Source organism: Sporosarcina sp. ACRSM, from assembly GCF_022346545.1.
GTDB lineage: Bacteria > Bacillota > Bacilli > Bacillales_A > Planococcaceae > Sporosarcina.
Genome location: NZ_JAKRNU010000011.1, coordinates 1 through 12957 on the forward strand (window position 1 = coordinate 1; position 12957 = coordinate 12957).

Sequence of the window (12957 nt, forward strand, 5' to 3'; positions counted from 1 at the left end):
TTGCATGTATTAGGCACGCCGCCAGCGTTCGTCCTGAGCCAGGATCAAACTCTCCATAAAAGAAGAAAATGAATAGCTCATTTCTTGCTGACTTTGAATCCGAAGATTCGTTTGTGTTTGTACCCCAACAGAGTTGGTTCAACAAACTGTATTTGTTAACGTTTTGCTGTTCAGTTTTCAAGGTTCATATCGTTACTGCGTTTCAGCAGCAACTCTTATATCATATCAAGTTGTCTTCTTCGTGTCAACAACTTTTTTAATTTCTTTTTTTCAAAAAGTAAACCGTTTGTCTCTCGGGCGTTTTGCTTAACTCCCTCAGCGACGTTTACTATGTTAGCACGGTTCATATTCCACTGTCAACAAAAATATTGGAGCAATTTTAAAAATCGCTCCAACACCGCATTCCCATCACTCTACTCTGTAATCTCTATGAAAGATGAACTCGTTTTTCGAGTCACTTTGCACCACTTTAATGATTCCTTTTTCAATCAAAAATTCGATAAACACTTCAAGATCGATTGAATATAATCTTGCCTCCTCATGCTCATGTAACTCTTGAATGGTCCATTGCTCTTTTTCAGCCAGCACATCCATCAAGTGGCGGGCTCCGTCAATCGTCCGATTATGGATGAAAAATTCACTGGCTAGAAATAATAGTTCTAATCTTTTTTCCAGTGGCTCTTCACTCATAATCAGTTCTTTGTACAATTTATAAATAGCCGGATCAATTTTCTTCACTTGGGACCATACTGTCACTTCCGGAACTAATCCATTTTCAATTACCGCCAGTCTCGCTAAATGATGGAGTGATTTGACGACGTGGTGATACGCGTCCATGCCATTTCCTTGTTCAAAAAAAGTTTTCCCTTCCATATAGTCTCTGACTAGTTGTGAAAACTCGAGTCCCATTTTAATATTTCGACCATGGAACGGATATTCTTGAAACTCTGTTTTTAATCGTTCCACGAATTCATTCCGATCGAAATAGACCTTTCCATAGAATAACCAATCTACCACTTTCCGCTTCGATCCCTGCAATAACCATTTCCGCAATTGTTTTTCACTAATGATATGCATGGCGGCTTTTTCATTTCCGTCTGTGTAATGTTTTGTAAAGATAGGGGGATCTTCGTCAGCAGTAATAATAAGGAGGATTGCATCAAAAGTATCGGTTGTCGGATCCCCTTTTCCTCTCTTTTCTACAATGATGACTCCTAACGTTTCCGGAAAACTTGCCCGTTCCTGATAAATCGGTCTTAAAACTTGTTCCACTTCCACACCTCCATGCCGATTCTTTTCGACAAAGCTATCAAATTATCCTTTATTCAAAGTGACAGTTTGAAATTTATGCTATAGTAATTGAAGATAGTTCAAGGAGGTCCATAAGATGAAACCCTATAAAAATAAGATAAACCGAATACGTTCTTTTGCCCTTTCTTTAATCTTCATCGGGGTTGTCATTATGTATATCGGCATTTTCTTCCGGAATAACGAGATCGTCATGCTCAGCTTTATGGTACTCGGTGTTCTTGCGATTATTGCCAGTACGGTTGTGTATGCTTGGATCGGTTCGCTTTCCACACGGGCAGTGCAGATTCAATGTCCGACCTGCGGAAGACATACAAAGATGCTTGGACGTGTCGATATGTGCGGACATTGCCGTGAGCCGCTAACACTCGATCCTACGTTGGAAGGTAAGGAATTTGACGAATCTTATAACCGATCCCGTCCAAAATCAAAATCAGAAAAAACACAACAAGAAAACAACTCATAAAAGTACAGAACATCCTAGCACTTGTACCAAGACAGAAAAAAAGCGTCTGGATCCTTTTCATATAGAAGGATCGCAGACGCTTTTTCATTTCGTATCCGCAACGCGCGCGGCGCAAGTAGGACATGTTCCGTATACTTCCAAACGGTGTGAATTCACTTTAAATCCAGTCACATGAGAAGCTAAATGTTCCACTTCCTCAAGGCCAGGATGATGAAAATCTACAATTGTTCCACATTCATCACAAATAATATGATAATGATCATGTGTCACAAAATCAAAACGACTGGAGGAATCCCCATATGTGAGCTCCTTGACGAGCCCGGCATTTCGAAATACACGTAAGTTATTATATACTGTCGCAACACTCATATTTGGAAAGTCATCCGCTAGTGCTTTATAGATCTCATCAGCCGTTGGATGTGTGTCAGAAGATATCAGAAATTCTAATATCGCATGCCTTTGTGGAGTAATTCTTACACCACTTGTTTTCAATGCGTCCAGCGCGTCTTTTAATTGGACTTCAGACATCGCTCATGCACCTCAATTCGAAAAGATTCTTTCTTTATAATCATTATAATTAGTTTACTGAATGGAGGTGCTATTGTCAACAGATGTGCTGTCGTCCCCACGGAGGACGTGTTTATATGTAAGTGTCATTCTCAATAACCTTTCTTCAAGTCGACCAGATTGTCAAATGTATGGTCGCCTTTCAACCATTTCTCCAGATTCTTTTCAAATATGATAAGAGACCTCTCAACATATTTGCCGGAAAGGCTGGAGACATGAGGAGATACCGTACAGTTCGGCAATGTCCAAAATTCATTTTCGACCGGGAGCGGTTCGGTTTCAAAGACATCCAGTACCGCATGACCGATCATTTCATTTTTCAACGCCTTGATCAGAACGGATTCAGCAACTAGATCGCCACGACCAAAGTTCATGAAAACACTCGTATCTTTCATCGCTTGGAAATGTTCTTCTGTCAGCAATCCTCTTGTCTCTTGCGTACTCGGCAATACCGATATGACGTAGTCCGCTTCGGGCAAGCGATCGAGTAGCCCATCAAATCGGATCATTTCATCCATTAATGGATTTGCATTCCCGGAACGGTTGCACCCGATCGTCCGAACACCGAAAGCTTGAAGTAATCTACCGATTTCAGAACCAATCGCACCAGGTCCTAGAATCAGTGCAGTTGACCCCTTCAACTCCGACGAACGGACTCGCCGGTTCCATTCTTTCGCTTCCTGATTTTTGTACATGAACGGCAAGGAGCGCTTTAGCGCCAAAATATGCGCTAACACCGATTCGGCCATCGGTGTCTTATGGATGCCACGAACATTCGTGACCATAATGTGCTTTTCCGCAATTTCCGCAAGCGGCATTGTATCAATACCTGCAGAGGCGACCATGAGCCACTTTAATGACTTCGTCTTTTCCAGCAGAGTGACATTGATGTTGCTACCATAGCTGACGATTGCAGCTGCTGTTTCAATCTCTTTGTCGTCCGCTGTTTTATCGAAATGAAAGGTTACGTCCGGAAACTTTGTCACCAATCTTTCCTCTTGAAACGGTTTTAATTTTATCGTGAACAGTACTTCCATTCTCTTTTCCCCCAAACCCCTTATGATTGCGTCAGTTGTTCCAGTGTAGCAAGTGCTTCTTCGATATGGCCTTTCACTTTCACCTTGCGCCATTCCTTCACAACCGTCCCCGTCGGATCGATGAGGAATGTCGACCTCTCAATACCCATATACTCTTTCCCGAACATCTTTTTCAGTTTCCATACGTCATATTTTTCTGCAACCGCGTGGTCTGCATCGACGAGTAAGGAAAAGGGCAAGCCGTGTTTGCCAATAAACTTTTCATGTGAAGCTTCACTGTCCGGGCTTACCCCAAGTACAACGGCATTTAGTTTACTAAAATCTTCATATGCATCGCGGAAATCGCATGCTTGCGTTGTGCATCCCGGTGTCGAATCTTTTGGATAAAAATAAAGGATGACATATTTTTCACCTGCAAAGTCTTTCAGTGAGATCGTTTCCCCTTTTTCGTTCGGCAATGAAAATTCCGGTGCTTGCAATCCTTCCAGCTTTGTCATGTTCCATTCCTCCAATATCTTTTTTTGTTTAGGCTCCGGGCGCCAGATGCTTGGGTCATAAGTCGTTCCGGCTGTGAGGCTAAAAGCGCCTCTTCGCCGCCCCGCCTTATGCCTGTCGCATCTAAGCAGGCACCCTACGCTTTTCTTTTTGTTTAGGCTCCTTGTTCAGAGCTTTCTCCTTTCTTCATCGTACCGAACAAGCTGGACACTTTCAATTTCTTTGGCGTAATGGGCGTGTTTTGTTTAGAATAGAAGATGTAAAGAAGGGAACGGAGGAATTATTTATGAACAGAACAAATTCGGAACAGATCTATGCGCAGGCTTGCGAACATATAGTAGGTGGGGTAAATAGCCCTTCACGCGGTTATCGTGCGGTTGGCGGCGGTGCACCTACCGTTATGGAACGGGCAGAAGGCGCCTACTTTTGGGATGTCGATGGCAATAAATACATCGATTATCTAGCTGCCTATGGTCCGATCATTACCGGACATGCGCATCCACATATTACTGAAGCTATCGTGAAAGCTGCACAAACAGGTGTCCTCTACGGTACACCGACGAAACATGAAGTGAAATTCGCGAAAATGTTGAAAGAAGCCATGCCAGGCATGGATAAGGTCCGTTTCGTCAATTCTGGAACTGAAGCTGTCATGACAACAATCCGTGTAGCCCGTGCATTTACCGGCCGCACAAAAATCATGAAATTTGCCGGTTGTTACCATGGCCATTCCGATCTCGTACTCGTCGCAGCTGGATCAGGTCCTGCAACGCTTGGCACTCCGGATTCTGCCGGCGTTCCGAAAACGATCGCTGAAGAAGTTATTACAATCCCGTTTAACGACCCGGAATCCTATAAAGAAGCAATGGCCAAATGGGGAGACGAAATTGCCTGTGTTCTTGTCGAGCCGATTGTCGGTAATTTCGGGATCGTCGAGCCGAACGAAGGCTTCCTACCGCTTGTCCATGAACTCGCAGCTGAAAAAGGGGCATTGATCGTCTACGATGAAGTCATAACAGCATTCCGCTTCCACTATGGCGGCGCACAGAACTTGCTCGGTTTGACGCCTGACCTCACTGCATTTGGAAAAATTATCGGCGGTGGCTTACCAATCGGGGCTTACGGCGGCAAGAAAGAAATCATGGAACAAGTCGCTCCACTGGGTCCGGCTTATCAAGCGGGGACGATGGCAGGAAATCCGGCATCTATGCTGGCGGGAATCGCTTGTTTGGAAGTGCTCCAACAACCGGGCATCTATGAAGAAATGGATCGCCTTGGCGCGCTATTGGAAGAAGGGATTTTGAAATCCGCAAAAGAACATGGCATTACGTTAACGACCAACCGATTAGGCGGTGCGCTGACGCTCTTTTTCACCGATGTCAAAGTGGAAAACTATGCGCAAGCTGAAGCGACGGACGGGGAAGTATTTGCGAAGTTCTTTAAACTGATGCTCAAAAACGGCATCAATCTTGCGCCTTCCAAATATGAAGCATGGTTCTTGACGACTGCACATACTGAGAAAGATATTGAAGATACTTTGGTTGCGGTCAATAAATCCTTCCAGGAACTCGCTACACTCCTCAAGGATTAACCCTTTTCAAGTGACTTAAAAATAGCAATATAAGAAAGGAATTACTGCATGAAACTTGGTGCCCGCATCTTTAAAACGGGCATTGCAATTGTATTCGCATTGTTCCTGGCAGACATTTTGCAATTGCCCCATCCTGTATTTGCAGGAATCGCAGCGATCTTCGCCATCCAACCTTCCATCTATCGATCGTATTTGACGATCGTTGAACAGATTCAAGGGAATGTCATCGGTGCGGTGATCGGGATTTCGTTCGTCCTTCTATTCGGTCATCAGTTAGTGGTCATCGGGTTGGCAGCCGTCATCATCATTTTAATCATGCTGAAATTAGGACTTGAAAAATCCATCTCTTTAGCACTCGTCATGATGATTGCCATTATGGAGATTAAAGGAGACGATTTCCTCTCCTATGCATTGCTCCGTTTCCTGACGCTCATCATCGGTGTGTTGGCGGCATTTTCAGTGAATTTATTGTTCGTGCCTCCAAAATATGAAACGAAGCTGTTTCAATCGATCCACTCTGCCCAAGATGAAATCATCCGGTGGACCCGGCTCGCCGGCAGACAGGCATCCGAACATGTGGCAACGAAAAAATCGCTGAACAAATTGAAAGAACGGCTTTCACAGGTCGATCAATTGTACAGCCTCTTTAGAGAAGAACGGAGCTATTTCAAAAAGAGCTCCCGTGCCAAAACGAGAAAACTTGTCATTTATCGGCAGATGATCGCCACGTCAAGAAGCAGCTACGACGTGTTGAAACGGCTTCACCAATTTGAAAATGAGCTGATCAATCTGCCTGAGCATTTTCGGATGATGGTGCAGGAACGCTTGGATTCCCTGCTCAATTATCACGAACAGCTCCACCTGAAGTTTACCGGCCAACTGAAATCCGACAAAGAGACGATGAACGCCAACGAGGATTATATCCAGCGTCATGAAGTGATGGAAATTTTCGTGAAGGAAATAGCGCTGACAAAGGAAGAAGAGGAATTTTCCGCCTACCATCTTCTACACATCCTATCAGCCATTTTGAATTACGAAGAACAGCTTGAACATCTCGACAAGCTCATCGTATCATTTCAAAAACATCACAATAATGAAGTGAACGCGGAATTGAAAGAAGAGATCTATTAAAAAATCCCGGAAGTCAACATTTCATTGACTTCCGGGATTTTTCATTGGATTTATTAGGTGCACTTGATGGATGAACTTTATTTTGCAGATTCTGCATCTTCATCTTCTGTAAATTCTAGGTTAGAAAGCATATCCGGACCAGTTGCATACGGAAGGTAACCGATTATAAGCTTATCGCCAGCAAGGAGTGGCTTGACTGCGCTATTTACGGAAGGCTGTTCAAATAACTGAAGATCTTCATAGCCTTCAATCACTGCGCCGTCAGCTGGATTGATGCCATCTGCGAGATCGATATCGCCGGCAAGTAATGCATTCAGACGTGCAGTGTCATTCGGAATCGAACGGAAGATGACTTTTTTCAGTTTCGGTAAACCTTCCTGCCAATACTCATCGAATTTGTCAATCGTAATTGTTCCCTCGGGTTCCCATCCTACAAATTTGAATGGTCCTGTACCGACAGGATTCTCTTCGAATTCATCGTCCCCTTCTTCAAATGCGGTCGGACTGGCGATCGCGAACGAATCCATTGTGATGTCTTCCAAGAATGATGCTTGCGGGCGCGTCAATTTGATAATGACCGTATCATCGCCATCCGCTGTCACCGATTCGATAACATGGCCTTCTTCCCCTTTGAAACCACCAAACACGGCATGATAATTCGGGAATTTTTCCGCGCTCCCTTTAGCCCAACGCTCGAAGTTTTTAACGACCGCTTCTGCATTGAAGTCCGTTCCGTCATGGAATTTAACCCCTTCTCGCAGTGTAAATGTATACGTCAACCCATCGTCACTTGTCTTCCATTCTTTCGCTAGACCTTCAACGATCATCGCATCCTGTTCATCGGATTTCAATAATGTTTCATAAAGATTCTTCGTCACTTTAAACGTCTCGTCATCTGTTGCACTCGCCGGGTCGAGTGAAGTCGAATCTTCACCTCGTCCAAATACAAGTATAGTTTGTACAATTTTACCACTTTCCGTCTCATTGTTTGCATCGCCCGCGTCTGACGAACAAGCTGCAAGCACTATCGAGAGAACAAAAAGCAATAACCACATTTTGATTTTTCCCACGCTGACTCCTCCAACTGTTTTATATCTCTACTTCACTCTTATTAAGGCAATGCTCTAATCATAATATAAAAATCAATACCACACCACTGAATAAAGAATATCAGTGGTGTGATGACGACAGCTCATGTTCCAAGCCTTTGTACTTGGAACAAACTATAATAGATGCCTTGCTGTTCCATCAGCTGCTCATGTGTCCCCATTTCTTTCAATTTACCGGCATCAATCACGACAATCTTGTCCGCATGCGTAATGGTAGAAAGTCTATGTGCAACGATAAATGTTGTGCGATTGGACGCCAAACGGTCCAGCGATTCCTGAATGAGCGCTTCACTTTCGAGATCGAGTGCTGATGTCGCTTCGTCCAAGACGAGAAGCGGCGGATTTTTCAAGAAAACCCGGGCGATGGCGACCCGCTGTTTCTGTCCACCTGATAACTTCACACCTCGCTCCCCGACTTTCGTCTCGTAACCTTGTGGTAATGATTCGATAAAGTCATGTGCATTCGCAGCTTTGGCCGCTGCGATCACTTCTTCATCTGTCGCATCGGGTTTCCCCATCAGGATATTACTTTTGACAGAATCACTGAACAGAATATTATCCTGCAAAACCATTCCGATCTGACTTCGTAAAGTTTTCACTTGCACATCCCGCAGGTCATATCCATCGATGCGGACACTGCCTTCTGTGACATCATGGAACCTCGGAATAAGGCTGACAATTGTCGATTTCCCTCCACCGCTCATACCGACGAAAGCGACTGTCTCTCCAGGCTGCACGGTCAAATTAATCCCGTCCAGGACCATTTCCCCTTCTTCCTCATAAGCAAAGCTAACGTTTTTGAACTCAACTTCGCCCCGAATGGCCGGAAGTGCAACTGCCTGTTGCTTATCCGTAATCTCATACTGTTCCTCCATCAAATCGAAGACACGATCCATCGACGCAAATGATTGTGTAAGCGAAGTCGATGCATTGACAAGACGGCGAAGCGGATTGTACAAACGGTCAATATACGCAATGAACGCGACCATCGTCCCGACTGATAAATGCCCATGGATGACTTGGTAGCCGGCATAAGCAAGCACCAGAAGCGGCGCAACATCCGTAATCGTATTGACGACAGCAAACGCCTTCGCGTTCCAACGTGTATGATCAATAGCCTTGTCTAAAAAATTTCCATTGGTCTTTTCAAAAAGGCGCTGCTCCTTCTCTTCCAACGCAAAACTTTTAATGACGCTGACACCCGCCACCCGTTCGTGTAAATAACTTTGGACATCCGCTAGCGCTTGTGAACGCTTCCTTGTCAACTCACGCAATTTCCCGAAGAAATGTTTCACACTGTATGCGTAAAACGGAAATGCAAGAAGTGTCACAAGCGTTAATGGAATGTCCATTGTCAACATGATGCAGACGGCGATGATGATGGTTGCCAAATCCAGCCAGACGTTCATCAACCCGATCATCACGAAGTTTTTTGTTTGTTCCACGTCATTGATGACGCGCGAAATGATTTCGCCTGCACGTGTATTCGAGTAATAACGAAGACTCAGCTTTTGCAAATGCGCGTACAATTCCTCACGGATATCGTACAAAACTTTATTGCTGACGTACTGCGCATAGTATTGCCTGTAATATTCAACTGGCGGTCTGATAATGAAAAAGAGCAACACCGTCCCGCCTAGCCAATAAAATAATTGACGCGTCATTTCTTCTTTTGTCAGCACATCCGAGCCGATGATATCGTCAATGACAATTTTCATAAGAAGCGGAATGAATAACGGAATCGCAAATTTGACGATGCCGATTAAAATCGTCAAGATGATTTGCCAAGTATACGGTTTGACAAATTGTAAATACCGTTTCATGCTATCTCCCATCAGCTCCACCTCCCAGATATCAAAAAACCTGCCGCAGCCCATTCGGCGGTCAGGTTTTCCCACTGATTTTTCACCTTATTTATAGAATTCATATCTGGATGTCCACACATCGATGAAGTCTGGGGCAAACGGACCTCTTCGTTGCTTGATCCATCCGAGCAGCGTATCCAAATTCCGATGCAAAATTTGATCGATCACTTCAGGATATCCCATTTGTTTTTTATGTTCGGCATATTCATCCTCATCCAAAATCATATAACTCATATCAGGAAACACTTTCACATCAAGATCATAATCGATATATTTCAACGACTGATTGTCATAGACAAATGGTGAGCTCATGTTAATGTAATAATAAACGCCGTCTTCCCTCAACATACAAATAATGTTGAACCAATATTCTGCATGGAAATAACAAATGGAAGGTTCGCGCGTAAGCCATGTACGCCCATCCGCTTCTGTCACAAGTGTCCGCTCATTCGCCCCGATCACAATATTGCGGGTTCCTTTCAACACCACTGTTTCCTGCCAAACACGGTGGATGCTTCCATCATGCTTGTAGCTATGTATCTGAATCCTATCTCCTTCTGTAGCAATTGCCATACGTACACCTACCTTTTAGTTGCCGGAAAATTTGGAAGCCAATATGATTTCCCTATTATACCAAGAACCCTCGAGGATTTGAAACGTTTCAAGTTACCTCAGCGGTTTTCTTCCTCAAGACAATAAAAAAACCGGCAGAAGTTCATTCCTCTGCCGGCCGGTGATGTCCATCCACTTATTTGGTCCCGTTTTCGTAACGATTCGCGCGCGGACCGGAAGCATTGTTTTTGTTTGCTTCAGATTGTTGGTTTTGTCGTCTTACTTCGTTCACGTCCGTTTCAGAACCGAATTCCTCAGTCATTCCTTGTTGAGAAAGTTGGTTCTGCTGACGAACTTGCCTCGCGTTTGTTTTACTTGGGTCGCTGTTTTTATTAGCCATGGATTTTCACCTCCGTGCTAATTATCATGTCCACTGTTCCAAAATTTATGCCACTGGAAATTTTTTAATAAAATATTTACAATTCCTGTAAATTAATTATGTAGTTCCTTTGATTTCATTCCAAATTTTAATAACAGGCACGGGTTTCGGCAATGCTTCTACTTCTTCCTCCGTAAAGAATTGAGCATCATCGGGTATTTGTGTCATTGATGACAGCTCTGCCAAATAACTTTGCATTTCCCATGTGATGTGGGAAAAAACATGTTTAAAGTCGAGTAACGCCTTGCAATGATGTAGTTCAATGCCAAATTGCTCACGCATTTTATCTTGCAGTCGTTCTTCACCTGTCAACTCAATCATCGGGAATTCCCATAAGTTTGCCAAGAGCCCTTTGGCAGGACGTTGACGCAGCAACCATTGTCCTTGCTCGTTCCGAATGGCAACAGAGACGACCGGGGTGATTTTCATCTTCGTTTTCTTTGTTTTCACTGGCAATTCCTCTTGCCGTCCTTCTAGGAACGCCGCGCAAAAGTCGCGCACGGGGCACAGCAGACATCTCGGCTTCGGCGTACAAATCGTAGCGCCCAGTTCCATCAGGCCTTGATTGAAAGAAGAGGGATCTTCTTTATCAATCAAGTCCATGACCACTTGTTCAAATATCTTTTTCGTTTTGGGAATTGCGATATCTTCTTCTATAATTAATAAACGTGATAGGACACGCATGACATTACCATCGACGGCATGCTCCGGGATGCCGTATGCAATGCTGAGTACCGCCCCCGCCGTATAGGGACCGACACCTTTTAGCGCAGAAATTTCTTTGCGGTTTGCAGGCACACTGCCGCCATAATTCTCCACCACTTCACGGACACCTGCTTGTAAATTCCTCGCGCGGGAATAGTAGCCAAGCCCCTCCCACTGTTTCAATAGTTCCTCTTCCTCTGCCTCGGCAAGTGCCGACATCGTAGGAAATTTTTTGATAAATCGCTCATAATAAGGGATGACTGTGTCGACTCTTGTCTGTTGGAGCATCACTTCTGAAATCCAAATATAGTACGGGTTTGAAGTGCGTCTCCATGGCAGATCCCTTTTTTCTCGTCGGTACCAAGATAGGAGGGATTCGCGGAATTCGTCTTGATGTTCTAAAATTTGCATGTTTTCCTCCTTATCACATATGCTTATTGTTGATCGGAAACGGGTATAGGAAAGTGATTATTGAATTTTCCAGCGCCTTGATTGGACTTCAGGTTTAAGGAGTGATTGTTTGGATACTGGAACACATATTGTCATGGGGATTGCACTCGGCGGTCTGGCCATGGTGGATCCGGTTGTCGCATCCGAGCCGGCAACAATGAGCACAGTCGTTGCTGGTGTCATTGTCGGATCCCTTATCCCGGACATCGATACCATTCTAAAACTGAGGAATAATGCGGTCTACATTAGGCATCACCGAGGGATCACCCATTCTATTCCTGCGGTATTATTATGGCCGCTACTCATTACGCTATTATTTTCGCTCATTGCTCCCGAGGCGAATTTCATCCATTTATGGGCATGGACATTTCTTGCCGTTTTCCTACATGTATTCGTTGATATTTTCAATTCATACGGGACGCAGGCGCTTCGTCCTTTTTCCAACAAATGGGTCGCTATCGGGGTCATCAATACGTTCGACCCTGTCATTTTCATCTTGCATGCAATCGCGTTGATCATCTGGGGAATCGGTGCTGATCCTGTCTATACAATCATCACCCTGTACATCGTCATATTCTTTTACTATGTACTCCGTTTTATCATTAAAGCAGCCGTGAAAAAAGCGGTCCATTTTACAATACCCGATGCAACTGAAATCATTATCGCTCCGACGATGCGCTTCTTACAATGGCGGATTGCCGCTTCTTCGGAAAATTGTCATTATGTCGGACGTGCCTATGGCCGCTCCGTCAATATTTACGACCGCTTCGAACGAGAGCCGATGCCGACATCGCCCCAGATCGAAGTGGCGATGAGTGATCATAATATACAAGCATTTACATCTTTTTCTCCGATTTACAGATGGTCCATTTCGTATATCGGCGACTTATGTGAAGTGCGCCTCATCGACCTACGCTACCGAAGTAAAGGCTATTATCCGTTCGTTGCCGTCGCCCACGTAGATAAGGACTTGAATATTCTCAACTCCTACACGGGTTGGATTTTTTCCGAAGACAAACTGCGGAAAAAGCTAAAATTCATGCCGAATTCATAACAAAAGCGAAGGCGCCTGATCAGGGGCTGGAGTCTAGACGATAACAAAAGCGCAGGGCGCCTGTCTAATCAATTACGCCTCGGCGTAATTGCGTCCAGATTTTGAATTGCGCTTGCTAATGGCTGGTGCCTTAATTTCTGCAAAGAACGCAGAAATTAAGGCAAATCGAACCCTTCGCTGTTCGATTG

At 44.4% G+C, this 12957-nt stretch carries 13 protein-coding genes and 1 rRNA gene; 4 read left to right on the forward strand and 10 right to left on the reverse strand.

Annotation, left to right across the window (positions count from 1 at the left end):
- Both MHZ95_RS16185 and MHZ95_RS16190 read right to left on the reverse strand, forming a co-directional pair.
- Positions 1–60 (reverse strand): 16S ribosomal RNA (locus MHZ95_RS16185); the annotation flags it as partial.
- A 348-nt stretch (positions 61–408) separates the two neighbouring features.
- Entirely contained in the window at positions 409–1272 is an 864-nt protein-coding gene (locus MHZ95_RS16190; protein WP_239391828.1) for a nucleotidyltransferase-like protein, read from the reverse strand.
- Between the two features lie 115 nt (positions 1273–1387).
- Between MHZ95_RS16190 and MHZ95_RS16195 the strand changes: the two genes are divergently transcribed.
- Entirely contained in the window at positions 1388–1774 is a 387-nt protein-coding gene (locus tag MHZ95_RS16195) for a YgzB family protein (protein ID WP_239391829.1), read from the forward strand.
- Positions 1775–1858: 84 nt separating this feature from the next.
- Here the strand turns inward: MHZ95_RS16195 and perR are convergent, their stop codons facing one another.
- The 3 genes from perR to bcp form a co-directional block, all read right to left on the reverse strand.
- A complete protein-coding gene (gene perR / locus MHZ95_RS16200; protein WP_239391830.1) occupies positions 1859–2302 on the reverse strand; it encodes a peroxide-responsive transcriptional repressor PerR in 444 nt (147 codons plus the stop codon).
- Between the two features lie 131 nt (positions 2303–2433).
- Complete coding sequence (locus MHZ95_RS16205) at positions 2434–3378, reverse strand: D-2-hydroxyacid dehydrogenase (RefSeq protein WP_239391831.1); 945 nt, start codon at positions 3376–3378, stop codon at positions 2434–2436.
- Positions 3379–3398: 20 nt separating this feature from the next.
- Positions 3399–3875 (reverse strand): thioredoxin-dependent thiol peroxidase, encoded by a 477-nt coding sequence (gene bcp, locus MHZ95_RS16210; protein ID WP_239391832.1) that lies wholly within the window; start codon positions 3873–3875, stop codon positions 3399–3401.
- 284 nt (positions 3876–4159) lie between these two features.
- Between bcp and MHZ95_RS16215 the strand changes: the two genes are divergently transcribed.
- Together MHZ95_RS16215 and MHZ95_RS16220 are read left to right on the forward strand one after the other, a co-directional pair.
- Entirely contained in the window at positions 4160–5464 is a 1305-nt protein-coding gene (locus tag MHZ95_RS16215) for a glutamate-1-semialdehyde 2,1-aminomutase (RefSeq protein ID WP_239391833.1), read from the forward strand.
- Between the two features lie 48 nt (positions 5465–5512).
- Entirely contained in the window at positions 5513–6595 is a 1083-nt protein-coding gene (locus MHZ95_RS16220; RefSeq protein ID WP_239391834.1) for an FUSC family protein, read from the forward strand.
- Positions 6596–6672: 77 nt separating this feature from the next.
- On the opposite strand, the gene MHZ95_RS16225 is transcribed toward MHZ95_RS16220, so the two are convergent.
- The 5 genes from MHZ95_RS16225 to mutY all read right to left on the reverse strand — a co-directional run bounded on the left by MHZ95_RS16225 (position 6673) and on the right by mutY (position 11676).
- The gene (locus MHZ95_RS16225) at positions 6673–7665 is read right to left on the reverse strand and encodes an ABC transporter substrate-binding protein (protein WP_370643089.1); all 993 of its coding nucleotides are present in this window, start codon (positions 7663–7665) and stop codon (positions 6673–6675) included.
- A 122-nt stretch (positions 7666–7787) separates the two neighbouring features.
- Positions 7788–9539, reverse strand: coding sequence for an ABC transporter ATP-binding protein (locus MHZ95_RS16230; protein ID WP_239391835.1), 1752 nt, complete (start codon positions 9537–9539; stop codon positions 7788–7790).
- Positions 9540–9614: 75 nt separating this feature from the next.
- Positions 9615–10142 carry a nucleoside tri-diphosphate phosphatase gene (gene ntdP, locus MHZ95_RS16235; protein ID WP_239391836.1) on the reverse strand — a complete coding sequence of 176 codons (528 nt, stop codon included), beginning with the start codon at positions 10140–10142 and terminating at the stop codon, positions 9615–9617.
- Between the two features lie 175 nt (positions 10143–10317).
- Complete coding sequence (locus MHZ95_RS16240; protein WP_255726815.1) at positions 10318–10521, reverse strand: gamma-type small acid-soluble spore protein; 204 nt, start codon at positions 10519–10521, stop codon at positions 10318–10320.
- A gap of 96 nt (positions 10522–10617) precedes the next feature.
- Positions 10618–11676: an A/G-specific adenine glycosylase gene (gene mutY / locus MHZ95_RS16245; RefSeq protein ID WP_239391837.1), complete on the reverse strand. Its 1059-nt coding sequence runs from the start codon at positions 11674–11676 to the stop codon at positions 10618–10620.
- Between the two features lie 109 nt (positions 11677–11785).
- On the opposite strand from mutY, the gene MHZ95_RS16250 reads away from it, so the two are divergent.
- Complete coding sequence (locus MHZ95_RS16250; protein WP_239391838.1) at positions 11786–12769, forward strand: metal-dependent hydrolase; 984 nt, start codon at positions 11786–11788, stop codon at positions 12767–12769.
- The last annotated feature ends 188 nt before the right edge of the window (positions 12770–12957 follow it).